The organism is Aeribacillus sp. FSL M8-0254, from assembly GCF_038008845.1.
In the GTDB taxonomy this organism is placed as follows: Bacteria; Bacillota; Bacilli; order Bacillales; family Aeribacillaceae; genus Aeribacillus; species Aeribacillus composti.
The window spans coordinates 1005451-1029743 of the sequence record NZ_JBBOZY010000001.1 but is presented as its reverse complement, the minus strand read 5'-3'; the positions used below and the strand labels follow the sequence as shown (position 1 = coordinate 1029743).

Annotated in this window: 19 protein-coding genes and 2 pseudogenes; 6 read left to right on the top strand and 15 right to left on the bottom strand. The window is 40.8% G+C overall.

Annotated elements, in window-relative coordinates; translation table 11 throughout:
• From NSQ44_RS05170 to NSQ44_RS05125, 10 genes and pseudogenes are all read right to left on the bottom strand, one after another.
• Positions 1-774, bottom strand: coding sequence for a TatD family hydrolase (locus NSQ44_RS05170; RefSeq protein ID WP_094245320.1), 774 nt, complete (start codon positions 772-774; stop codon positions 1-3).
• Complete coding sequence (locus tag NSQ44_RS05165; protein WP_340855408.1) at positions 771-1604, bottom strand: SPL family radical SAM protein; 834 nt, start codon at positions 1602-1604, stop codon at positions 771-773. Before NSQ44_RS05165 ends, NSQ44_RS05170 begins: the two co-directional genes overlap by 4 nt.
• A gap of 293 nt (positions 1605-1897) precedes the next feature.
• A complete protein-coding gene (locus NSQ44_RS05160; RefSeq protein WP_340855404.1) occupies positions 1898-2848 on the bottom strand; it encodes an aliphatic sulfonate ABC transporter substrate-binding protein in 951 nt (316 codons plus the stop codon).
• A 10-nt stretch (positions 2849-2858) separates the two neighbouring features.
• Positions 2859-3374 (bottom strand): annotated as a pseudogene (locus tag NSQ44_RS05155) (ABC transporter substrate-binding protein); the annotation flags it as partial.
• Positions 3375-3479: 105 nt separating this feature from the next.
• Positions 3480-4550, bottom strand: coding sequence for a sulfate/molybdate ABC transporter ATP-binding protein (locus NSQ44_RS05150; RefSeq protein ID WP_340855399.1), 1071 nt, complete (start codon positions 4548-4550; stop codon positions 3480-3482).
• A 12-nt stretch (positions 4551-4562) separates the two neighbouring features.
• Positions 4563-5417 carry a sulfate ABC transporter permease subunit CysW gene (gene cysW / locus NSQ44_RS05145; protein ID WP_339229460.1) on the bottom strand — a complete coding sequence of 285 codons (855 nt, stop codon included), beginning with the start codon at positions 5415-5417 and terminating at the stop codon, positions 4563-4565.
• A gap of 26 nt (positions 5418-5443) precedes the next feature.
• Complete coding sequence (gene cysT / locus NSQ44_RS05140) at positions 5444-6304, bottom strand: sulfate ABC transporter permease subunit CysT (protein WP_094245316.1); 861 nt, start codon at positions 6302-6304, stop codon at positions 5444-5446.
• Between the two features lie 12 nt (positions 6305-6316).
• Positions 6317-7384: a sulfate ABC transporter substrate-binding protein gene (locus NSQ44_RS05135; RefSeq protein ID WP_340855395.1), complete on the bottom strand. Its 1068-nt coding sequence runs from the start codon at positions 7382-7384 to the stop codon at positions 6317-6319.
• Between the two features lie 139 nt (positions 7385-7523).
• Positions 7524-7703: a YezD family protein gene (locus NSQ44_RS05130; protein ID WP_094245314.1), complete on the bottom strand. Its 180-nt coding sequence runs from the start codon at positions 7701-7703 to the stop codon at positions 7524-7526.
• The gene (locus NSQ44_RS05125) at positions 7684-8136 is read right to left on the bottom strand and encodes an RrF2 family transcriptional regulator (RefSeq protein WP_094245313.1); all 453 of its coding nucleotides are present in this window, start codon (positions 8134-8136) and stop codon (positions 7684-7686) included. Before NSQ44_RS05125 ends, NSQ44_RS05130 begins: the two co-directional genes overlap by 20 nt.
• Before the next feature lie 425 nt (positions 8137-8561).
• Between NSQ44_RS05125 and NSQ44_RS05120 the strand changes: the two genes are divergently transcribed.
• From NSQ44_RS05120 to NSQ44_RS05095, 6 genes are all read left to right on the top strand, one after another.
• Positions 8562-8783, top strand: coding sequence for a spore germination protein (locus tag NSQ44_RS05120; RefSeq protein WP_063386633.1), 222 nt, complete (start codon positions 8562-8564; stop codon positions 8781-8783).
• A gap of 11 nt (positions 8784-8794) precedes the next feature.
• Entirely contained in the window at positions 8795-9004 is a 210-nt protein-coding gene (locus NSQ44_RS05115; RefSeq protein WP_063386632.1) for a spore germination protein GerPB, read from the top strand.
• A gap of 69 nt (positions 9005-9073) precedes the next feature.
• Complete coding sequence (locus tag NSQ44_RS05110; RefSeq protein WP_063386631.1) at positions 9074-9697, top strand: spore germination protein GerPC; 624 nt, start codon at positions 9074-9076, stop codon at positions 9695-9697.
• Positions 9694-9870, top strand: a complete 177-nt coding sequence (locus NSQ44_RS05105; RefSeq protein ID WP_340786074.1) for a spore gernimation protein GerPD — start codon at positions 9694-9696, stop codon at positions 9868-9870. The genes NSQ44_RS05110 and NSQ44_RS05105 overlap by 4 nt, the downstream gene beginning before the upstream one ends.
• Before the next feature lie 32 nt (positions 9871-9902).
• Positions 9903-10268: a spore germination protein GerPE gene (locus NSQ44_RS05100; protein ID WP_340855392.1), complete on the top strand. Its 366-nt coding sequence runs from the start codon at positions 9903-9905 to the stop codon at positions 10266-10268.
• 89 nt (positions 10269-10357) lie between these two features.
• Entirely contained in the window at positions 10358-10579 is a 222-nt protein-coding gene (locus tag NSQ44_RS05095) for a spore germination protein (protein ID WP_340855389.1), read from the top strand.
• 839 nt (positions 10580-11418) lie between these two features.
• Here the strand turns inward: NSQ44_RS05095 and NSQ44_RS05090 are convergent.
• The 5 genes and pseudogenes from NSQ44_RS05090 to addB all read right to left on the bottom strand — a co-directional run bounded on the left by NSQ44_RS05090 (position 11419) and on the right by addB (position 24148).
• A complete protein-coding gene (locus NSQ44_RS05090) occupies positions 11419-14826 on the bottom strand; it encodes an SMC family ATPase (RefSeq protein ID WP_340855386.1) in 3408 nt (1135 codons plus the stop codon).
• Positions 14823-16004: an exonuclease SbcCD subunit D gene (locus tag NSQ44_RS05085; protein ID WP_340855383.1), complete on the bottom strand. Its 1182-nt coding sequence runs from the start codon at positions 16002-16004 to the stop codon at positions 14823-14825. The genes NSQ44_RS05090 and NSQ44_RS05085 overlap by 4 nt, the downstream gene beginning before the upstream one ends.
• A gap of 29 nt (positions 16005-16033) precedes the next feature.
• Positions 16034-18526 (bottom strand): annotated as a pseudogene (gene addA, locus NSQ44_RS05080) (helicase-exonuclease AddAB subunit AddA); the annotation flags it as partial.
• An 872-nt stretch (positions 18527-19398) separates the two neighbouring features.
• Positions 19399-20655 (bottom strand): UvrD-helicase domain-containing protein, encoded by a 1257-nt coding sequence (locus tag NSQ44_RS05075; protein WP_340855378.1) that lies wholly within the window; start codon positions 20653-20655, stop codon positions 19399-19401.
• A complete protein-coding gene (gene addB, locus NSQ44_RS05070; RefSeq protein WP_340855375.1) occupies positions 20645-24148 on the bottom strand; it encodes a helicase-exonuclease AddAB subunit AddB in 3504 nt (1167 codons plus the stop codon). Before addB ends, NSQ44_RS05075 begins: the two co-directional genes overlap by 11 nt.
• Positions 24149-24293 lie beyond the last annotated feature (145 nt).

Here is a 24293-nt window from a genome sequence, read left to right as displayed (position 1 = left end):
CTACCCCCAATTAAGATAAAGTTTTTTCGCATTATTTGCAGTTGTGCGCACAATATCTTCACGCGGCCTCTTTTTAATATTCGCCAATTTGCGGCAAATTTCCTTTAAAAATAACGGGGTTGTGTCAACATTTTTAAACGCTCCCCCATACCGCCAAGGGCCGTCCGTCTCAATAAGCAGCTGATCCATCGGAACTTGTTCAGCAAGCTGCTGATCGCGCAGGCGGTAGCAAACTTCCGGAGTCACAGAAATATAATAGTGTTGTTTACAAATTTCCTTCACTACAGATGATGCCGCTTTAAGCCAATGAAAATGCGCTTTTTTCACTTGATGTTTTTGCAAAAGATGTAAAACTTTTTCCGCATCTTCATGAACTGCATGCAAGGCAACTGGCAGTGAATGTTCAACGCTGATTTTCAAAAATTCCTTCAAGACATCTATATAAGTTTGTTCCGAATACTTTGCAAATAATCGCTCTTTTTCATAATACGGCAAACCTATTTCCCCGACAGCTGAAATCGCCCTCTCTGTTCGAATCAGCGTTAGAAGCTCTTCAAGCTCCCGTTCTTCAAGAATCTCCTGTTCAGGGTGAAAGCCGGCAGCTGCTATAATAAAATCTTCATGTTTCTGCTTCAATTCAAGCGTTTTATAGGCGGATGTTAAATCGGTTGAAACGGCCACAACATGAGTAATGCCCGCTTCCTGCCACTTTTTGATTTGCTCATCAATAGTTTTTGGATCGTATTGATCCAAATGAATATGAGAATCGATCATTCTTCATGACTCCCATCGGGCGGAATGAAGCCTTGCCTAGAAATGAACAGCTGATCTTTCGCAAACACATGTAAAAATAAGTCTTTCACATATTCGATGTTTTCAGGGGAAAACCATTCTTCTTCTCCAATTTGCGAAAAAAGCTTTGACAAACCGAGCGCCTGTGATCGTCTTCCGCCGCTTCCATCTCCTAAAAAGAAATCATCTAAACAGACTCGTTTCGTCGCATTCCGTAATAGATTCGTAAAATTAGGAGAAAAAGGCAGTACAGGAGAAACTGCCGCCTGTGACGGAATGTTCTCTTCATTTAGTTTTTTAAGCGCATTGATCCTAGCTTGAATCGGCGGCCCCTTTGGGGAAAAAATTTTGCGCACATCATCTCTGTCCGTTTCAATGGTAATGCTGACAAGCACCCGATCCCCCAATTTTTGAAAGATATCAATATCTCTAGTGACAAGCGGGCTTCTCGTCTGGACAAATAAAAAGTCCGGAGGCATTTCTGCTATCACTTCAAGGAGCCTTCTTGTTCGTAATTCCTTCGCTTCCAGCGGCTGGTAAGGGTCTGTTGAGGATGACATGAAAATCGTCACTTTCCCTTTCTTCTTGGCCCGCTTCAATTCGCCTAAAAATTGGTTTGGCTTTTCATCCTTTATTTCAACCCATGTTCCCCACTCTTTTTTCTTAAACAATGCGACTGGAAGCTTTTGTACATAACAATAATGGCAGCCGTATGAACAGCCGACATACGGATTTAAACTGTACGAATACCCTTGCAAATAGCCGTTTGTTTTCGTTAAAAACGAGTTTGGATTTTTACGGGTAATTTCCATTCATTACATCCTTTCCCGCAGCGAAAAGATTATCTCATTCAATGAAAAAAATTTTGAAAAGAAAAACGGCCTCAAGGTTCACAGACAGCCCGCTTGCAAACCGGCCATTACCGCTTCCGTGAAGATAAGGACAACTGTTCTCCACAAAAACAAATGGAGGGATAAACACCTCCATTTGTAAAAGGACAACTATTTGCGCTTGTCAATCGATATCGCATGGATCTTTCTTTTGAACATTCCGCTTCAGGGTCATTATAACTTATAAAGCATAAAATGACCACTTTCTTGCTTCGTTAATCTGAAAGAACAGCATCTTGCACATTTATTTTCTCGTTTATCAATCCTGCCTCTAAAAAAGTATCTGCAAGCTTCTGTTGGGCATCCACCACTTCAGGTGTGATGTCAAATACTCCATATTCTCTTCTTTCCAAAGTTTGCTTCCATACATCTTTCGAAATGCCAGTTTTCTGTGAAAAGTTTTCGGCAGCCCCTTGTTTGTCTGCTTGAATCTCTTTGTGAACCTTCTCTAGTTCACTGATCACTAAATTTCGAAGTTCACGATTTTCTTGAAAATAATCGCGTCTTCCTACAATAAATCCATATTGACGCGGGAGACCTTTTGCATCGGCAATGATTCTAGCACCTCCACTTTCTTCTGCGTCCGCAAGATATGGATCCCAAATCGCCCATGCATCGACATTGCCGCGTTCAAAAGCTCCTCTAGCATCTGAAGGCTGTAAATAGACAGGAGTAATATCATTCAAAGTCAGCCCTACACTCTCTAAAGCAGTAAGGAGCAAATAATGTGCGCTTGATCCTTTACCAAAAGCAATCTTCTTCCCTTTTAAATCTTCTATCTTTTGAATAGGTGAATCTTTTGGAACAACAATCGCCCGATATACTTCCGGTTCATAGGCAAGATAGGCTAATTCAGAATCTGAAACGGCTCCTGCAAGTACAGCAGGTGCTCCGCCTACATATCCTACATCAATTTTTCCTGCATTCAACGCCTCTAATAATGGCGGTCCTGATTGAAATTCATGCCATGTGACTTTAACTCCTTTTTCAGCCAAAATTTTTTCTAAGCTGCCTTTTTCCTTTAAGAAAAGCAAAATAGATGATTTTTGATAGCCAATTCTAAGTTCGTCTGGTAATGTCTCCTCTTCCGCTTTGGTATTTGATTTTTCCGCATTGGAAGTCTCATTTGCCTCCTCCTTGCTGCCGCAGCCTGAAATCCAAAGCACTAAAAGGAAAATCAAAAGCTTTTACGAGCAAGTAATGGACGTTTGAGCCTTTGTTGAGCGCAACCTTTTTACCTTTTAAATCCTGAACAGTGCGGATGGGTGAATCTTTTGGAACAAGAATAGCTTCTGAAAGAGGGCTTTCTGGCTCATGACCAATATAAACTAAATCAGTGCCTGCCGCTTGTGCAAAGATCGGCGGCGCTTCGCCAGTATGCCCGATATCAATGCTGCCGACATTTAATCCTTCCAAAAGCTGCGGACCTGCCGGAAATTGAATCCATTCGACAGAATATCCGTGACTTTTTAACGCTTTATCCAGCGTTCCTTGTTTCTTTAAGATGTTTAATGTCCCGTATTTTTGATATCCGATTCTAACTACCTTTTCCTCTTTATCTTTTGTTTCTTGAGATTCACCGGCGCTTTTCACATTCTTTTCTTCTCCTGAGCAGCCGGATATAACAGCAAATAAACTAACAATCATGATTAAAAGCAAGGCAAGCAAAGATTTTTGATTTTTTCTCCTCATTTTGCTACCCCATTTGTCCTTATAAAAACTATTAGTCAAATTTATTTACATTCTTTTTGAAATGCAGGCTTTTCAAGTGATAATGATCTTGGCGACATTATTTATTCATTCTACGGATGGAGAATCTGAAAAAAACTTTATTTTTTCCAAGTCAGCATAAAGAATCTCATCATTTTTCACGTTCAGTTGATTCGCCTGTTCAACACTCAAGTCCACTTCGATCAGATCATTCGTTTTCAATCTTTCCAATTCCAAACGGACAATCGCGCCATAAGATTGGATGCGGCGAACCTTTGCTTGAATTGATTTTTGATTATCATTATGTCGAGTTATTCGCACTTCATGAGGACGAATATACCCGATCATTTTTTTCGTTTGAATGTTTTCGTCAGGTGCAGCAAATAATGCTTCTCCGATATGTAGGCGACCATCGTTCACTTCAGCATGAAAAACGTTAACACGCCCTAGAAACTGATACACGAATTTCGTTTTTGGATGTTGATATACTTCATCCGGTGTTCCGACTTGCTCAATTTTTCCATTATTTAAGATTACCACTTGATCAGCAACCTCTAAGGCCTCTTCTTGGTCATGCGTGACAAAAACAGTTGTTACATGTAATTGTTCATGCAACTGCCGCAGCCATCGCCGCAATTCTTGACGAACTTTTGCATCAAGAGCTCCAAACGGTTCATCAAGCAGAAGCACGTTCGGCTCCACTGCTAACGCTCTAGCTAATGCAACTCTTTGCCTCTGTCCGCCTGATAATTGAGCCGGGTAACGGCGATCAAGACCATTTAATTGGACTAAATGAAGCAATTCATTTACTTTTCGTTGGACGTCTTGTTTGGACGGTCTGTCTTTTCGTGGACGCACTTTAAGTCCGAATGCAATATTCTCAAAAACGTTCATATGATGAAATAAAGCGTAATGTTGAAAAACAAAACCGACATTTCTTTCACGGACCGTTTTTGTCGTATAATCATGGTCGCCAAAATAGATGCTTCCGCTATCAGGCATTTCCAATCCGGCAATCAGCCGCAGCAACGTAGTTTTCCCTGAACCGGATGGACCTAACAAAGCGGTAATCTTCCCTGACGGTATTGTTAAATTTACTTCTTTTAATGCTTGAAATGAGCCATAATTTTTAGAAATTTGCTTCACATTGATATCCATGATGCACACTCCTTACCCTTTTCCATCAACTACACCCTTCCATTCAAGCACCCCTTTAACAATTAATGTAACGATCGCCAACATAGCTAAAAGGGAAGCGACTGCGAATGCAGCAGTAAATTGGTACTCATTATATAAAATTTCTACATGGAGCGGGATCGTATTTGTCATTCCTCGTATATGCCCTGACACAACAGAAACGGCTCCAAATTCACCCATTGCTCTCGCATTGCACAGGATGACGCCGTATAAAATTCCCCATTTGACGTTTGGAAGCGTCACGAATAAAAATGTTTTCCATCCGCTGGCACCTAAAGATAAAGCGGCTTCCTCCTGTTCACTCCCCTTTGCCTGCATGACCGGTATTAACTCGCGGGCTACAAACGGAAAAGTTACAAATAAAGTAGCCAAAATTATGCCTGGGACAGCAAAGATTATTTTCAATCCGAGCGAATCTAAAACCGGCGCTAACAAACCTTGTGCACCAAACAATAAAACAAAGCTTAAACCAGCGATAACGGGCGATACAGAAAACGGCAAATCAATAAGCGTGATGAGCCAGGTTTTCCCGGGAAACTGAAACTTTGTGATACACCATGCAGCAGCAATACCAAAAATAAAATTTAATGGCACCACTATTGCTGCGGTCAAAAGTGTAAGACGGATCGCTGATTGAGCATCCGGTTCTGTAACCGAAGCAAAATAAACATCTAAACCGTTTTTCAAAGCTTCTGTAAAAACAGTAATTAGCGGGATAATGAGAAAAAAACCAACAAATAATAGAGCCGTTCCTGTCAATATAAAACGAATCCACGCAGATTCTGTATGAACACCGACAAGAGGCTGTTTCTTCGTTTTTGTACCCATTTGAGGCATAACATCTCCTTAGTGACTTAATGAATAAAATATTTTCGACTCGTTCTCCATTGCAAATAATTTATAAGAAAAAGCAGGAAAAAAGAGATAATCAATACAATAGCGGCAATCGCTGTTGCCCCCTCATAATCGTACTGTTCCAATTTGGTGACGATCAAAAGAGGGGCGATCTCCGTTTTCATTGGCATGTTGCCGGAAATGAAAACGACTGATCCGTATTCGCCTAACGCCCGCGCAAATGCGAGCGAAAACCCGGTGAACATCGCAGGAACAAGTGATGGCAAAATCACTTTCCAAAACGTTTGCCAACGGTTTGCACCTAAAACAGCTGCCGCTTCTTCGTACTGCTGATCTAAATCATGCAAAATGGGCTGGATAGACCGCACAACAAACGGCAATCCGATAAACGTTAAAGCAATTACGACACCGAGCGGGGTATAAACAGCCTCAATACCGAAGCGGTCCAAATACTGTCCAATAACGCCTGTCGGAGCATAAACAGCTGTTAAAGAAATTCCCGCTACTGCAGTTGGGAGAGCAAACGGCAAATCGATTAATCCGTCGATAATTCTTTTCCCTGGGAAATCATATTTCACTAGCACCCAAGTAAGCAAAAGACCAAAAACTAAATTGATGGTAGCGGCAATAAATGAAGAAACAAAAGATAAACGAAGCGAGGCTGCCACCCTGTCAGTTGTGACGATTTGCCAAAATTGCTCCCAGCTGAGTGTTGAGGCTTTTAAAAAGATAACGGACAAGGGGATCAACACTATTAAACTAAGATAAGTTAGCGTAAAGCCCATCGTGAGTCCCCAACCTGGAATAATCCCTTTTCTGTGCTGTTGTTTTGTTTTGGCCACTTCCAATCCTCCATTCATCGGAACAAATCATTATTTCGGTTGATAAATTTGATCGAAAATACCGCCGTCGTCAAAATGTTTTTTCTGAGCCTCTCTCCAGCCCCCAAACAGTTCGTCAACTGTAAAGAGTTCCAATTGCGGGAATGTATCTTTATATTTTTCAGCGACTTTTGGCAATGTTGGACGATAATAATGCTTCGCTGCCAATTCCTGTCCTTCTTCCGTGTACAAATATTTCAAATACTCTTCAGCTACTTCGCGCGTTCCTTTCTTATCAACCACCTTGTCTACAACAGCAACAGGAGGTTCTGTTAAAATGCTTACAGAAGGCACAACAATCTCAAAGTGATCCTTTCCTAATTCATTGATGGCTAGAAAAGCTTCATTTTCCCAAGCAAGAAGAACATCACCGATTTTTCTTTCGACAAATGTTGTTGTAGCACCCCTTGCCCCGGAATCTAATACTGGAACATTTTTATATATTTTCGCAACAAATTCTTTTGCCTTCTCTTCATCGCCGCCATATTTTTTCAATGCGTATCCCCATGCAGCTAAATAATTCCAGCGCGCTCCACCCGATGTTTTTGGATTGGGGGTTATAATCGAAACATCAGATCTGACAAGATCGTCCCAATCTTTAATACCTTTCGGATTTCCTTTGCGTACTAGAAACACAATAGTGGACGTGTAAGGAGAACTGTTTTTATCCAATCTTTGTTGCCAATTTTTTTCGATCAATCCAGTATCTGCAATGGCGTCAATATCATAAGCCAGCGCTAACGTTACAACATCTGCCTCCAAACCATCGATAACAGACCGCGCCTGCTTGCCAGAACCGCCATGTGATTGTTTAATCGTAACGTCTTGACCAGTTTTTTCTTTCCAATAGCTTGCGAAAGCTTTATTAAAGTCTTGGTAAAGCTCCCGTGTAGGGTCATAAGAAACGTTTAATAACTCGACAGCCTTTTTATCTTCCTCTGAGCTGGAGCTAGCACTTTCATTTTTTGAACCACAAGCACTTAAAACAAGAGCTATACTTGTAATAACAGATAATAGAAAAAATAGTCCTTTTGACTTACGTTTATTTGTAATATTCATAAAATTCATCTCCCATTCCGCTATGTTTCGATGGCGGTGTTATAAATAAAAAAACTTCCTCAATCCGGGAATATTGAAAAAACATAGGGAGTCTTCGGTGGACCGATCGACGACCTCTTTATGATATTGTTTTATATGTTCACTTAGCCCCTTTGTTATGGCTATCCTTTCGTTCTAAAGGATAACGGAATTTTTCTAATTTTTCGATTTGTGTAATTCTTGAGTCATGTACAATAATTTGCACAGATCCGTATTCCAAATCTTCTAGTGAACGTATAATTCTTTCAATCCACTCCTGATCAATTTTCGTTTTTAACAAAGCTCTCTCCCCCCATTCCCGTTGTAATTCTTTTATTCAATAAATCATCTAAAGTTGTTTTTTCAAGAACGCGGGCAATTGTGTCACGTACAACCGTCCAAAGCGGCTTTAATAAACACTTATCTTCCAATGGACACGGCACATAAGCCGTCGTACTGGCACACCCCATTGGAGATAAAGGACCTTCAATTTGCCGGATAACCTCCCCTATGTTAATGTCAGTCGGCGATAAACGGAGCATATAGCCTCCTTGTATGCCCCTTTTACTGTGCACATACCCCAATTTTCTTAATTGGAGCAAGATTTGTTCCAAGTATTTGACCGTAACAAGCGTTTGTTTGGCGATTTCATTGATCGGACAGACTTTTCCCTGTTGCTGACCAAGTACAAGCAAAGCACGTAATGCATATTCACCTCTGCTTGAAACCTTCACCAAATGCCCCCTTCCTCTGAAAGTTTACTAGATTAATCTCGACTAAAACGGTAGGGATTTTCACGACAAAAACTTTTTGATAGTTTAAGAAAATAATATTGAGTTACATTTTAATCGTATTAATCCTATATGTCAAGTAAGAATAATAATTTTTTTGTACTTTTTTCCATTATTTTTCCTTGACAAATGAAAAACATTGTAAAACAAGAAGAGTCATCATGCTATTCGGGCAAAAAAATTTTTTTGTGCAATCATTTGATGGAGTTTTTCATGTAAACGGGCTAAAAGCACCACGAATTTTGCATAGTTATTTTGTGAAATATTGAGGATACAAAAATGCGACTCTAAACGTTTATCACAGTTTTCAAGACATAACATACACTAAAAATAGCTAAATAACTTTTAAGGTAAAGGAATGGAAAACGATGCCTGCAATTGTTGGTGCTATGAAGGTAAATAGCGTCGGGACGGCCAGTGTCGTTCATGTCGGAGACGTCGTAAACATTTCACCATACAGTGAAGTGAAAACATTCGCAGGGGCCGGTTCCTTCAATACAGGCGACGGTCTTTACGTATTTAATCAAAACAGCATTACGAATACGTTTGACAGTGATCTCGTTGATCAGCCGCAAGTGTTAAACGCTTAGAGGGTGGTTTTATGAATTTTTATATTCAACAATCGATTCACATACAATTTATACGTATCGGAACGATCGCCAATTCATCCGTATTTCAAATCGGCAGCGCCGGAATCATAAAACCGCTGTCGAATTTATACAACACAGGACAATTTACTGAACCGGCTCCCGCTCCATCCGGCCAGGGAAACGGAGTCATTGTGCCTCTCCGTCCACCAAGCATTTCATAGTGATTCACCTTTCATTTGGAAAAGAATATAAATATGGTAACGAATGCTGATAAAGGTGGGGAAAACATCATGAATTACACTGTGCAATCATTATTGCAATATATCCTAAAATTGGAACAATATCTCCATTCCCAAAGCAAAAGAATCGACCATCTGGAAAAAGGGTTTCTTTACCTTGAAGAACAAATGGAAGAGATCAAAAACAAACCTTATACAAATATTGAAAAAGTTGAGTACAAATTTGACCAATTGAAAATCGAAACGCTCGAAGGAGTCTTGAATATCGGCTTAAATCCTGCTGATCAGGAAGCAATTGAACAATTTTCCGTAAAAAATGAAGAACTAAACGTCGATGATGTTCATAGCGAATTAAAACAGCAAATATTCGAACAATGCGTTGAAAGCATTCATAGTTATTTACAAGAAGAATGTCCGAAAAAGATTGAAGACTTTGCTAAAAACTATGAATATGAATTAGATGAAACATATAAAGCTATCATCATAGAAGACATTAGAAAACAACTTGAAGGAAGGATTACTTATTATCTACAAAGACTCCGTCTCCATGAGCAAACAGATATAAAAGAAAAAATACAATGGATTGAAGAAAAGGTAAAAAAAGATATTGATCAATCGATCGATCATTTTTTTAAACATTTCCCCAATAAAAAGAAAGGCGACGAATTGTCATGAATTTTACCGTCATCAATAACGGCTTGCATGTGGGCATGGTGAGAATCATAGGGGTTTCAAGTTCATCAGTTTTTTTAATAGGGGATGCGGATAAAATCTTTCTTTCTTCCATTTTTGATACGCCACCTGAATCATTAATCATCGGTCCATTTGTTCCTTTGTCATTAGACTAATGTATTTGTTAAAAAGATTTGCGAACATAAGAGTGGCGTATATACACTCAGTAAAGATCTGTTCCGTATTCCAAATCGGTGACGCGAAAAAAATTACCCCTAAAACGAATGTTCTGGCAGTTCAGCGGGACTATGAAAAATTTAATACAAAGGAAGGGTCGTTTCGCTCCTATCAGCTTTTCCGCGAATCCATTCCTCAGCCTTCCTTTGACGAACAATTTTCCAGCGCATATTCAAACAATTCTCCGAACATATATGTCGATCACGTAAAAATTTTGGGCATCTCATCTTCAAGCATCGTGAACTTTGGATCAGCCGAAGAAATATGCGCAGAAGCACGAATAAAACATATTCGACAATTGTCTAAAAACGTTGATGGCGACGAAAAACAACGGTAATTTCAACAGGACAAAACATATTGATCCCTGAACAATAGATTTTCTCTACGCATGTGATTTATGAGACAACAAGGAAAAGGATGTTCCTCATGCCAGCGATTGTCGTCGGACCGATAAAAATTAATTCCGTTTCAGGAGGAGTTGTGAATTTCGGAGATTCCTTTTATTTATCTCCAAAATCAGCATCAAAATCCATCAGCGGCTCTGGAAGCAGCTGCACAGGCGATTTTCATATTAATAACAACGGTCTCAGCATAACAAACGGAATCGATCCGGACGTAAATGATCAAAACCAGACGGCAAATGCATAGCCGCCTGGTTCGTTAAAAAGACTTAGTGAAAAATAACGATTGGAATTATGTTATGATCCAGAAACACTATTTGCGAGCAGGACATTCAATTTGTTGTCCTGCTCAATAAAAAAAGCGCATTGTTTTGCATTTCAGATCAAAAGACTCTTTTTAGGAATGTGGATGTCCTCATGATGCACAAATAAAGTGAAACTATGAATCGGTTCAAAGAAGCTGAAAACCTGCATTAGTTTTTTCATGGACTGTTATACAGTTAGAAAGCATTCGCACTCACAACATTAACATACAATTCAGTTAATTTCGTAAAGTGATTTTCATCCCGTTGTAAAAGAGGAATTTGATATTTTATAAGACTCGCCTTTTCATAGTCTTATTTTTTTGACGGAAAACGTTTACTCACCCTATTTCAAAACGGGCTAAATTGCAGATGGTACCGTTCTCCTGTTTTTAAGCTTATTTGGAAATGCTGAAACGATTTGTGCATGATGCAGCAGGCGTCACCATCGAACCTGCTTTTTTCGCTTATTTGGAGAATGCTGAAACAGCATACATCTTGTCAAAACAATGAAAAACGGTTAAAAAGTACGGATGAGCACAGCAATCAAAACATACTAAGATTAGTAGGGGCTGTCTTAGAAAGTCAAAATCCATTGAAAACGAAACATCATAAACATTGATATATCAACATTTCTAAAACATTAACGGGGCGTCTATAAGCCGGAAAATCGACTTATTAGACAGCCCCGTCACGTTGAGCGGTTAAGATCCTTTAGAGAATGTAATACTTGCTGTTAACTGGTAACGGCATACTAGGTCAGAAATATCCTTGCTTCATGTAATTAAATCGTTTCGATTCGCACGGTCGTTCCATTTCCGGAAGGTTCAGCTGGCTCAATGATCAGCCGCTTAGGCAATCGTTCCCTTAGCTCCTGCACGTGACTGATTACGCCAACGGATAAATTTTGCGATTGCAGTTTTTCCAAAGCCGATACAACCGTATCGAGAAGCTCTGCATCAAGCGTTCCAAACCCTTCATCAAGGAAAAAAAACTGAAGCGGATATTTTCCGCGAAGCTGAATTTGGGTGGACAACGACAAAGCTAAGGCTAAAGAAGTTAAAAATGTTTCTCCGCCAGATAATGTCGAAACAGGTCGTTTTACTCCGCCATTTGCATCGTCACGCATGATAAAACCGCCTTCTGAATCGACTTCAATCGCATATCTTTGTCTTGTCAATTCCCCAAGCCGCTGTGAAGCATCAAAGCTTATTTGTTGAAGCTGTTCCTCAGCCATGTATTCGACAAAACTATTCCCTTTCAGGACGGCTTGAAGTTTTTCTAACCGATTAAGAAGAAGCTGCAACTCTTCTTTCTCTTTTTCTATTTCCACATATCGTTCATGTTTTTCCTTTAACAGCTGCAAATGCTTTGCCGCCGCGCCTCTTTGTTCCATTGCTTCGTTTACTTGCTTTCTAGCTTCTTCTAAGCATTTTTTCGTTTCTTCCCATGTTTCCTGCTTAAGAACAGCTCCGCCTAATTTTTCTTCCAGACGTTCAATTGCAGATGCTACATGCTCCATTTCTTTTTTATATTGATCCAGACTCGTTTGCATAGCCAGTTTTTCTTCTTCCTGCAAAACGGAATTTCTCACTTCATGCACATTTGCAAAAGGAGTCTGCTGTTTTCGGTCGTTCCAATTTTTTTCCGCTTTTTCAAGCTTGCTTATACAGCTTGTCAATTGCTGTTTGGCGGTATGGAGCTGACTTTCAGCTTTTTGATATTCATTTGCCGTTTTTTGGAAAATATCATAAGCTGCTTGTTCATCCCTTTTTAGCTGTTCAAGGGCAAGATCGATTCTCTTAAGTTCTGTTAAAAGGTTTTCCTTTGCAGCTCTTTGCGCTGTGAGCCTTTTCTGTTTATCGGCTATCAGTTCTGCCTGCCTCTCCATTTCTCCTTTTTTGGCAGCTAATTGAGTGGAAAGATTGAGTATTTCTTCCCTTAACCGCTCGATTTCCTGTTCTTTTTCTTGAATAAAGCTGACGCTTTTTTCAATTCGTTCGTGCAGCTGTTCAACGAGCGAGTCTTTTTTACTAATTTCCTTTACATACATCTCGATTTGATCCATATCGAGATCAGCAAACTCTAAATCCCACTTTCTTTTTTCTTCTTCCAGCTGCTCTATTACATTTTGCAATTGTAGCATGATTTCGGATAAGTCTTTTTCCCCAGCATCCAGCAACGGTTCTATTTGTGCTGTAATATGGTTGACTTCACGAATGTCTGCTATTGTTTTTCTTATTGCGTCTTTTATTTCTAAGTAATCTTGGTTCAAAGCTTTCCATTCGATTTTAAATTTGTCATATGCCAAAAGATCATGAGGCTTATCGTCCATCGTAATGATCGGCTCTTCGTTAGCCGACGCTATTTCTTTCACTCCGGCAAGGAATGACTGTTCCGCTTGTAAATCTTCAGACAGCTCCTGCAGCTTTTGCTTCAGCGAGGAATACAGCTGTTCGGTTTGATCACATTCTTTGAAAATTCGTTCTAGCTGCTGCGTTGTTTCTTCTAATTTTTTTAAACGTTCAATCGAAAAATGTCTGTTCGGGGCCGGATGATGTGTGGAGCCGCAGACAGGGCAAGGCTCCCCCTCCGTCAACTGCTCGGAAATCAAAGCTGCCGCCTGATTTGTTCTTTCTTCTTCAAGCTGACTTTTTGCAGCCTGTAAATCATCCTTTACTTTTTCTTTAAAAAATTCATGCTCCCGCATTTGGCTGCATAAACGATCATAAACTTTTTGTAATTGATTGAAATTACCTGCCAGGCGTTCGTTTAATTCACTCTTTTTGCGGGCGGACTCGTCAGCCTTTTCCCGCCATTCGTTAAGCTGGTCTTCTTTCTTTTGCTTTTTGCTTTTTAATTCATATTCGTCTTTCATAAGCTGCATGATTTTCAGCTTCTGTTGATATGCTTTTTGGATTTTTTCCCGGAATTCTCTTGAAACTGTTTCTTCTTTCGCCTGCTGTTTTAAAGCCTGCTGCTTCTCTAACGCCCTATTTAATAATTCGCTCGTCTTTTTCTCTGTATGCTGTTTTTCATGCAGCCTCGTTTTCAATGCTTCATAGTCTTCTTTCAGCTTTGCAAACGATGCTTCATCCTCTTTGATTTCTGCATCCAATGAGATAAGCTGTTTCAATAGTTCACGTTTTGTTAAAAGCTCCGGCTCTTCAACAGCTTTTTTGACACGAATCGCTTCAAAAGCTTCCTTTTTTTCTTTATAAAGGCTTGCTAGCTTTTTCTCTTCCTGCTGCCAATGCTCTGTTTCTTTTTCAAAACGGTCCTTTTCCGCTAAATGCTCGAGCACTGCTTCCGCATATGGTTTCAGCATCTCCGCTTGCTCCGCTTTTTTCAGCTTTTCTTCGATTTCTTGAAACCGCTCCTTTTCTTGCTCAAGCTCCTGTCGTTTTTTCTCATAAGTCGTTTTTTCCGTCTGCAAATTCCAGATTGTCTGAATCCGCTCAAATTCCTTTGCTGCCTCATCCAGCTGCTTTTCCCGTTCTTTCAGCACTGTATCGCAGCGTATAAACGTTTTTTCTGCCTCTAAAACGGCTTCTTTCGAGGCATCGCCAAGACCTGCTTGTTCCGCTGACAATTCAGCGAATTGCTGTCTTGATTCCAAAAGACGTTTTTTCAGCTTTTTATTTAATTGGTCGCCGAATCGTTCCAAGTTGAACAATCGTTCAAACATTTTCCTTCTTTCCGAGCCTTTTAAAGAAAGAAATTCAGCAAACTTCCCTTGCGGAAGGACAACAGCGCGGGTAAAATCCTCTATCGTCAGCCCTAAAAGCTCGTAAATCTTGTCATTTACATCATTTGTTTTATCTGCCAAAACGACCGTTTCTTCTCCTATTTCGAGAAGCCGGCACAGCCTTGTGTTGATCCTGACATTATCCACCCGCTTAAATGTTCGTTCAACAGTGTATCTTTTTTTTGATCGGCCATCTTCAAGCTCAAATGTAAAACTGACATATAATTGATCTTCCGCATGGTTCATTATCCCTTGCGTATTATTGGCCGCTCGCTCTACTTTTCCATAAAGCGCTAACGTAATGGCATCCAATATCGTTGATTTTCCGCTGCCAGTCGGACCAAATATTCCGAAGACACCGCCGTCGCATAGTGTTTCAAAATCGACCGTCTGCATCTTTCGATAGCTATTCAGTCCAGCTAAAGAAAGTTTTATCGGCTTCATGACTGTGCTCCTTCCTCTTTTAAGTCTTCAGAGAGCAATGTCATAAACAGTTCAATGAGCTCTGCCTCCGGCTCGGCGCCGCCAGTTTGTTTTTTGTAAAAACGTTTAAACATTTCATCAATCGGGAGATTTTCTCTTCTTTCTTGTTGGACCTTTTCGGCTTCTTTTTCAAAAATCGGCCGGATGTGAATAAAGCCGTCGTGCCATTTTCTCAACCGATGAATTTCTTCTAATGAAAGGCTGTCGGTCAAAAAAATTTCAAGATCAATCCATGCGTTTTTGTCTCTTCCTTCTTCAAGCCACTGGTGAACTTGAAGAAGACCGCCAGTTGCTTTCCATTTCACAAGTGGTTTTCCGCTCGACAAATAAATTTCGGAAACAACCGCGTTCTCGCCGGGTTTTGCATCGATCACTGTGACAGACTTCGTATAACCTGCCTCAGAAAAGCTATAGGCAAGCGGCGATCCGGAATATCTTGCCGGCACATTGGACTTTTTAACATTTTGCGGCCGGTGAAGATGCCCCAATGCGACATATTGCGCTTTTTCCGGGAGACTTGTGGCTCGAACTGTATACGCTCCGCCGACTTCAATCGGTCTCTCTGAATCTGTCGTGCTGCCTCCGGCTACATAAAGATGGCTCATGGCAATATTCACCGTATGAGGTTCAAACTCTCTGCTCATCATTGTAAACAAACCGCGAATTTTTTCATCGTAATGTTCTCTCAATAAGAGTTCATCATATTCGTTTGAAAGCAGTTCATTCAGCCTTGCTTCCGACGGATAAGCAAGCGCCGCCAGCTTCATTGTTTCATTTGTCCGCGGAACTTCAACCGTTAAAACATCGCCTCTCGGGTAGCCGATCAGCTCGATCGCTTGCTCCTTTGCCAGCGGAGCTGCTGCTTGCAATCGTTCCGGACTGTCATGATTTCCGGAAATGATGATAACACGTCTTTTTCCTCTATCAGAAAGTCTTGAAATACTTTCATAAAACAGCTTTTCTGCTCCTGCCGGAGGATTCACCGTATCAAAAACGTCTCCTGCCATCAAAATGACATCAATTTTCTCCTTTACAACAATTTCATACAGTTCATCAAGAAACTGTGCCTGCTCTTTTAGCCTGCTCCGACCTTCAAGCGTTTTTCCGAGATGCCAATCCGCCGTATGCAAGATTCTCAATTGCCTCACCTCTAAAATAGTCTGCAAATCTATAATTTTATGATGAGCCCTGTATCAAAAAAGAATAAATACCGATCATCGACTCGTCTTTTTAAGATTGACTCTACCGCCTTTGCATACAAGTCAATTTGAAATTCATATCGAGAAGCAAGCACCGGCTTTGCCTTTTCAATGGATGGAAAACGATCCTTTACCGCATCCGTTTTGTAATCTAACAGAACGAGCCCATCGTCATCTTCAAAAAGGCAGTCGATCACACCTTGAACGATGACCGTTTCAGTATTGAGAGAACTTCCTTTTTCGTAAATTTCGTTCGCCGGCACTGCCAAATTGAAAGGGATCTCGCGAAAAATTTTTTTTGCGCCTTTTAGGCGTCTACCTAGCGGTGATTCAAAAAATTGCACAATTCCTTCTACATTGACCGCTTCCACCTGCTCCTCCGTTAATATTTCTTTTTTCACGAGAGAATGCACGGTTTGTCGAATCGTTTGTTCCGTCAAGTCTTCACCCAATGGCAAATGCTGCATCACTGTGTGCATGGCCGTTCCTTTTTCTGCTGCTGTAAGAGATTTTGCCTGCATAAATTTCGGACGCTTGTACGAGGAATTCCCTTGTATTTTCTTCTTTATGGAAATGTCGCTGTATTCATCCGAAAATTGAAGTCTTCTTTTGATTTCCGTCACCGATTGCTTCGACCGGAGAGAGGCTGCATCTGAAAAAGGATAGCTCCAGGACAACTGATTTTGCACTTGGTTGGCGAAACTACTTGTTGACTGAACAGGAACGAAATTTCTCAAAGCGTCCATTTTTTCATCCATCATAACCGCTGCCTGCTCATTTTGCTCTTTTAATTTTTCTTCAGGAATCACATCAATTTGCAATTTCACCGGATAAGAGAAGATTTCATCCGCTGCTTCTCTTTCTTCTTCTCGTAAAATTGCCGCATCTTTATGACGGATGACAGCAGGACCGATCCAATCTAAATAACATACTGCCTTTAAACGATCGTAATCTGGAAGCAGCCATTCGCGGTGAGTGAATGATTGCTCCCATTCTTTAAACTTTTTTTCTCCGTCTTTCACTGTGCCGATTAAAAACAGCTTTTCCTTTGCTCTTGTCAAAGCCACATACAATACCCTAAGCTCTTCCGAAAGCATTTCCATCCTCAATTTCTTTTTTACAGCTACATAAGGAAGAGTAGGATACACAATCCGCTTTTTTTCATCTATAAACAGCGAGGCAAACCCTAATTCTTTATCGAGCAAATATTTTTTGGTCAAATCTTTCATATTAAATCGTTTAGATAAACCTGCACAGAAAACAATCGGAAATTCAAGCCCCTTGCTTGAATGAATCGTCATAATTCGGACAACATCTTCCTGTTCTCCTAAAGCTCTTGCTGCTCCTAAATCATCGCCCCGTTCCTGCATTCTTTCAATAAACCGCAGGAATCGGAACAATCCCCGAAAGGACGTTTCCTCATATTGCCTTGCTCTGTCATATAATGCCCTTAAATTGGCCTGCCGCTGCTTTCCGCCGGGCATTCCGCCTGCAAAATCAAAAAAGCGAGTATCACGATACAATTGCCAAATTAAATTCGAAACGGAGCTTTTTCTCGCCAAGTTCCGCCATTGATTGAGCCGGCTGACAAATTCGCTTACTTTTTGATAAAGCTCGCTATGATGGGCTTTTTCTTGCTGCAAAAATGATTCAAGTGCATCGAAATACGGACCGTTTTTCTTATAAAGACGGATGATGGCAAGTTCATTTCCGCTTAAGCCGACAATCGGCGAACGCAGCACAGAAGCGAGCGGAATATCTTGATAAGGATTGTCGATAATTTTTAAAAGCGAAAGCATAATGGCCACTTCTGTTGCTTCAAAATATCCTGTTGATAAATTCGCATACACCGGAATACCTTGCTGCTTAAACTCTTCCATGATTTGCGGCGCCCAAGGCATCGAACGAAGCAGGATCACAATATCTCTGTATGTGACAGGTCTCGTACGATCAAGTTTTCGGTCGTAAACAGGAAAGCCTTCCTGAATAAGCTCTTTTATTTTTTTCGCCATAAGGCGGGCTTCAAGCTGCACCGTTTCCAATTCTTCTTCATCAAATTCAATCATTATTTCTTCTTTTTCTGCTAATTCCTCCTTCCGGCGGTCTATTAGGAGGAGCTCTGTATTCATTCTACTGTTCTCTGGATAACGTGCGCCAAGCTTCAATTCTGCTGCCTCATCATAAACGACTTCGCCTACAGTCTCTCCCATCAATTGTTTGAAAAGAAAATTTGTGGCGTCCAAAACTTCTTTTCGGCTGCGGAAATTTTTGGCTAAATCGATGCGCAAGCCAGAATTCGTTCCGCTGGAGGTAAACCGTTTATATTTCGCCAAAAACAATAACGGTTCAGCCAGCCGGAAACGATAAATGGATTGTTTTACATCGCCGACCATAAATAGATTTCCTTCCGCTTCATGATCTTTTGACACCAGCTTTAAAATCGCTTCCTGCACCAAGTTGGATATGGATAGGTAAGCCTTTGAAGTTATCTCCAGCTTTTCCCCCCATTCACACCGTACGTGAGAGTTTCCCCTCATACGGCGTTCCATCAATCGGTTGTCATCTAAGCTACTATTTCATCGTTTCCAACCAATTTGCGAAGTTTGCTTCCTACGTTGGTTGTTATCAGTCAACGAATCACCACCATTCATGATAAAATGGTAGGTTTCGTTTCTCTTAGTCATACTCGAACCTGATAAGACGATGAATGTAGCTATGGCAACCGATTGACTAGTGGCTATCCCTCCATGATGTTTCCATCACTTCTTCGGTACTGTGCCACCGCTCTCACTGGCATAAAGATGAGTTATAGCTTTCCGCCTTTCCTCATCACCGTTTCATTGGTGGGTAAGACCTCCACGTTGCCAGCTTTCCACGTTCCGATGGTTCTATCTGTACATATGCACTTTTAGGTGAATCCTCTGGCCCTGCTGGCTGGACAGCGCCTGTAACGCTGTAAGGTGTTTCATAAAGACAATTCTTACTCCACCTCACCAGCACCACGAACCGTGGCGATACCATTTCTGGTACCTATACCTCTAGAGCCGTACATTCGGATTTTCGTCAGTTGGTTTTTGTGCACCAACATTCTCACCATGAGTGCTTTATAGACCCCCGGCCTATCCGCTACACCCTCCACCTCTGGAGAGCTTTCGTCAACCTTACTTGTTACGGCAGCGTTCAGCCGACTTCACCGAGCTTATAACCACAAGATGCTTACCCATCTTGTCGCTATTCGGAGTATTAGGGAGAGCCTTTCGAGGCGTTACCCTCTCATTCGACTCTTCGAACCATCAGTTCTCCTAGCTTCAAAGCTAGTGCCTAACCTTTTCAGTTAGGAACGTGTCGCACTATCTTGGTATTCATCCACTAATACTTCTTGAAATTGTCGTTTGAAAAACAAAGCAGCATCACTCGGAACAACATTTCCTTTCTCATCTTTTTCTGTTAATATTTGCAAACAATAATGCTCAAGATCCGAAAAATCGACAATTCCTTTTTCTTTTTTCATTGCTTCCAGCCGGACAGCAAATTTTTTCACCAAGTCGGCTAAACAAATCATTGTGCGCTTCATTTTTTTCAAATCGAGCAGTTGGTTTTGAATATCCCTGGAGAAAAGCTCATTTTTTAATTTCTCTATTTCCTTTGTCGCTTTCTTTCTCATTTCCGTCACTTCATCAATGAGCTCTTTTCGATATTCTTCTCCCCTGCATGCCTTGGCGCGTGTCGGTTGAAAAGCTCTCATTTGCTCGGCAAGCTCCTGCCACGATGAAGCGTTTATAATGTTTTCCACCTGTTTCATGTCATCGAGTAAATTTTCAGCCCTTGGAGAGGGTCCGCCCGGCAATTTCGTAATGTCGAGAGCTCTCGCTAACAAATCCTTTATTCCGGAAAGCTGTATCGCTATATCCTTCCGTAAATATTGAAAAAACGGCAAGTCCTCGTATGATTCAGCTTGTTCTATGTCATACATTTGCACCATTTCATCAAGCCATTTTTCCGGGAATGGATTAGATCTAGCAAATTCATAAATGGATCTAATAATTTTTTTGATTTCATCATCTGAGCGATCGCCTGTATATTTGTCAACTAATTCGAAAAATAGTTCATTATGCTCCATTCCGTATTCTTCTTCTAACAATTCATCCATGCAATCTTCCATTAACAGTTCCATTTCTGTTTCGTCCGCTATTCGAAACCCGGGATCAATATCAATTTTGTAATAAAATTTGCGAACAACTTGCAGGCAAAAAGAATGCAATGTTGATATTTGCGCTTTGTTTAAAAGGGTTAATTGGCGGCGCAGATGGAGGGAAGAAGGCTGGTTTCGCAAAGCCTTTGCCAGCGCTTCGCCAATTCTGCTGCGCATTTCTGCAGCCGCAGCGTTTGTAAACGTTACGATTAACAGCCGGTCCACATCTACAGGATGCTGATTGTCGGTCAGCTTGCGAATAATCCGCTCAACTAGAACGGCCGTTTTCCCTGATCCGGCAGCGGCCGCCACTAATATATCTTGTCCGTCGGCAACAATCGCTTTCCATTGTTCATCGGTCCATTGGCCTTTTTCTAACTTTTTCAGCTCATTCTTCATCTGAATCCACCTTCTCTCTTACCTTTTGCAGCACTTCTTCCCCTTTTAAGCTTTTCAATATGCGAAAACGGTTCGTTTCAATCGATTCATCAAATTGACAGACCGATTTAAAGGAACAAAAGGTGCAAGGCGTTTTCTCTTTCATTTTATATGGCGCAATGGAAATATTTCCGTCTGTTATTTCCGTACCGATCCGCTTAAATTCGCGCCGGATATACGAGCGTAATGCATGAAATTCATCCTCGCTGGCGATTTGAGAATTTGCATAAAATTCCCCGGTTTTCTTTATGCCGGCTTGAACGATTTTGGAATAGCCGCTTTCCAATTTTTGATCCATTAACCGCACCGTTTCTTCGTCTCCAAGCAGCAAGCCTTTCATTTTAAATTTCTTCAAAATTTCTTCTTCTATTTCATCATCCGTTAATAAATCTGGGGACTGTATGAACGGATCATGAATATGGAAATACAGCACCCCTGCTGGAGTCGCTTCTACGCCAAGCCAAGATTGAGAATTGGAAATAACAACATCCAAGTAAGTGAGCATCTGCAGCGCAATGCCGTAATACACTTCTGCCAAATTTAATGTTTTGTCGCTCGATTTAAAATCGACGATGCGAAGCAAAAGACCTTTCGAACTTTCCGCTTTATCCACTCGGTCTATCCTTCCGACGACCTCCAACGTACATCCGTTTTCAAGCTTAAATCGGAACGGGGGGAGCTTGCTTTTTTCATCAAATGATATTTCTAAACCAATTGGGACAAAACCGCTTGCTTTTGCATGTTCGCTTAAAACCTTTGATGCGCGGGCAACAATATTTTGAAGCTTGCGTTTAATATAATAGTGGCGGTTTGTGCTCATTAAAATTTCTTTTTGCAGCTTCGGTGCCAGCTGTTCGACTGCATCATGAGCAAGTCTTTCGCAATTCTCCTTTGTTAATTCGCGCCATTCTACTTTCATGCTTTGAAGCCGGTCTGCCATCAGCTTTAATGCCGCATGGAACAATTGGCCGATATCCGGCGCTTCCAATCTGTAATACTCCCGTTCTTTTAACTTTAAGCCGTGAGAAGCAAAGTGGGCAAAAGGACATGCCCGAAACCGCTCCATCCTTGAAACGCTTCCTTGTATTTTCCGTCCATATAATTTTCTGCTTACCTCTTCGGATAAAGGTCTTTCTGTATTTGAATAAAACAGGCTGGCAATCGCCTTTTTCGCTTTGCTGCTCCATTCTTGATCATATACAAAGTAATTGTAAACATCCCACCACAGCTCATGGAGAGGATACTGCTTTTTCCAATTTTGCAATTTTGAAGTTAAAACAGACAAAGAAACATTCGGACTGACAATAAAAGAAAGCTGTTCTTCCACCTCCTCACTTTCCGGTTCATTAAGAGAGATCATTTCCTTAGCATCTGGAAACATTTCTTTTAACCGTTTGACAATAATAGACGGCATGAGCGCTTTTCCTTCTTCATCCGCCAAAGAATACGATAAATACAGCTTTTGCTTAGCAGACGCGAGCGCTAAATAAATCAAAAAATTTTCATCCAGCAATTTTCTTCGAGCTGTCGGCGCAAGCTTCACTCCATTATGATATAGAAGCTCTCTTTCATCATCTGTTAAAACCCCGTCTTCCACCGGTTTTGCTGGAAGCACTCCGTCATTTGCTCCTGCAATAAATGCCGTCTTAATGCCATATAAACGTGACCGGTCAAGTGTTGCGACAATCACTTGGTCAATGGCCGGCGGAACGAGAGAAAATTTCATCGATTCCATTCCGGTTTCGACCATTTCCCTAAACAAACGAATGGAAATTTCCTGATCGCCCATAATTTCTACAAATTCATCCAATAGCTCTATCACAGCATTCCAAACTTGATCATGCTCCCTTGCTTCAATCAAGTTCCCTCCATTTTCCGCATCTAGACGAAGAAGCTCCAGCTTATCAGGCACTTTTGTTTGTTCTAAATACATATATAGCGCTTCGGCCATATCCCTGCCGGTTTTGGCGCGTTTCATCTTATTTTCCAATGCCTGCAGAGGCTCCACAATCAGCTTCCGTAATTGATTGATCCGTTTTTCTATTTCCTCTTCTTCATCTGTCTTTTTGTCGTTGCCATAGAATGAATGGTACTTCCTGTACGTCCAGCCGGCTTGATCCGTCCATTTTTTCCCTTGAATACCGTAGGCAAGCACATAATTTTCCAATTGATCCATTTCTTTTCTCATTTCGGCTTTATCGGCATCTAGCGGGTAAAGAAATTCTGTTTTAATCGTTCTGAAAACAGCTTCATACCGCCAGTTTCCGGTTATGACTTCCAAGCTCGAGCGGATAAATTCGATCAGCGGATGATATGTCATTGAGCTTTTTTCATCTATAAAAAAAGGAATCTCGTAATCTTGAAACAATTGCTCCAGCAAATCTCTGTAATCGGACATGTTTCTAATAAGCAGTGCAATCTCCCGAAATCGCACTCCCTCATCCCGAACGAGGCGGATAATTTCTCTAGCAATCCCTTCAATTTCGGCGCGTCTATTCACCGCTTGCATAAATACAATCGCGCTGTCTCCGTGAAAAGGTTCGGGAGTATGGGAAGAGTACATTTTTTCTAAATGAACAAGTGACGGCTCTTCAATAAAACGTTTCCGGTCAGTCATATATGCTACTTCATCAATGGAAATATTATTTCGTTCAGCCATTTTTTTCAGCAAAGAAAAGGTTTCAGCCGTCATGTAAAATAAATGAAGCTCGTCGGCAACGGCCTCTTCAGGCGGTTTATCCAATGTGAGAGCAATTGTTATAGAAGAAGCTGTTTTCACCATCGATTCAATTACTTGCAATTCTTGAGGCGTAAAATTGTGAAAGCCGTCGATATAAATTTCCGCCCCGTCCATGTAGCTTGATTCATAAATCTTCTCTGAAAGAAGCTGCAAATAATCCTCTGAATCTATGTATTTATCAGCAAATAATTTTTCCACGGAACGATAGATGCCCGCCAAATCTTTCAATTTATCGGAAAGAATTCGCTCTCTATGATCATGGCTTTCCGCTAATTTTTTTACTTGATCATCGAGCATATCTGGACTGATGATATATCTTTTCATTTCTGTAATCATCTGTTCGATATGCTCAATAAAGCCTTTTTTTTCACTGGCTTTGGAAAACACTTTAAATTCGTGCTTTTTTTCTTCGATAATTTTTCGAAGAAACATGTTCATGCCTGTTTGGGAAATAAAGGTACGGCTGATGCCTCCTTCCTCCTGCAGCACCCTCCACGCCAAACGGTTGAAGCTCAATACTTGCGCTCTAATGATTCCTCCTAATTCCGGAGTTTTCATCAGTTCATATTCCATTTGAAACGTCATTTGATCTGGAACAAGAAGCAAAATAGGTTTTCCATTATACGGATCTTCTTTTAATTTTTCCCTAATTTCGTTTAAGATTGCTGTCGTTTTTCCTGTGCCGGATGAACCGATCAAAAACTTAATACCCATGAAATCTCCCCCCTTCAGAAGGCATCCAAACGGAAAATGGGACAATTTTCTTGTCCCATTCTGATTTCGTGTTTATGAATACATTTATTTTACTGTAAATGGTTTTGAAAATCCATTGATTCGGACAATCCGAATTTCCAACTAA

Excerpts from the sequence above, each read along its gene's own strand:
- NSQ44_RS05120 (WP_063386633.1), top strand. The coding sequence starts at position 8,562 with ATGCCTGCAATTGTTGGTGCTATGAAGGTAAATAGCGTCGGGACGGCC.
- NSQ44_RS05095 (WP_340855389.1), top strand. The coding sequence starts at position 10,358 with ATGCCAGCGATTGTCGTCGGACCGATAAAAATTAATTCCGTTTCAGGA.
- NSQ44_RS05105 (WP_340786074.1), top strand. The coding sequence starts at position 9,694 with ATGAATTTTACCGTCATCAATAACGGCTTGCATGTGGGCATGGTGAGA.
- cysT (WP_094245316.1), bottom strand. The coding sequence starts at position 6,304 with ATGAATGGAGGATTGGAAGTGGCCAAAACAAAACAACAGCACAGAAAA.
- NSQ44_RS05135 (WP_340855395.1), bottom strand. The coding sequence starts at position 7,384 with ATGAATATTACAAATAAACGTAAGTCAAAAGGACTATTTTTTCTATTA.
- NSQ44_RS05075 (WP_340855378.1), bottom strand. The coding sequence starts at position 20,655 with ATGAAGAATGAGCTGAAAAAGTTAGAAAAAGGCCAATGGACCGATGAA.
- addB (WP_340855375.1), bottom strand. The coding sequence starts at position 24,148 with ATGGGTATTAAGTTTTTGATCGGTTCATCCGGCACAGGAAAAACGACA.
- NSQ44_RS05170 (WP_094245320.1), bottom strand. The coding sequence starts at position 774 with ATGATCGATTCTCATATTCATTTGGATCAATACGATCCAAAAACTATT.
- cysW (WP_339229460.1), bottom strand. The coding sequence starts at position 5,417 with ATGGGTACAAAAACGAAGAAACAGCCTCTTGTCGGTGTTCATACAGAA.
- NSQ44_RS05115 (WP_063386632.1), top strand. The coding sequence starts at position 8,795 with ATGAATTTTTATATTCAACAATCGATTCACATACAATTTATACGTATC.
- NSQ44_RS05090 (WP_340855386.1), bottom strand. The coding sequence starts at position 14,826 with ATGAAGCCGATAAAACTTTCTTTAGCTGGACTGAATAGCTATCGAAAG.
- NSQ44_RS05110 (WP_063386631.1), top strand. The coding sequence starts at position 9,074 with ATGAATTACACTGTGCAATCATTATTGCAATATATCCTAAAATTGGAA.
- NSQ44_RS05150 (WP_340855399.1), bottom strand. The coding sequence starts at position 4,550 with ATGGATATCAATGTGAAGCAAATTTCTAAAAATTATGGCTCATTTCAA.
- NSQ44_RS05165 (WP_340855408.1), bottom strand. The coding sequence starts at position 1,604 with ATGGAAATTACCCGTAAAAATCCAAACTCGTTTTTAACGAAAACAAAC.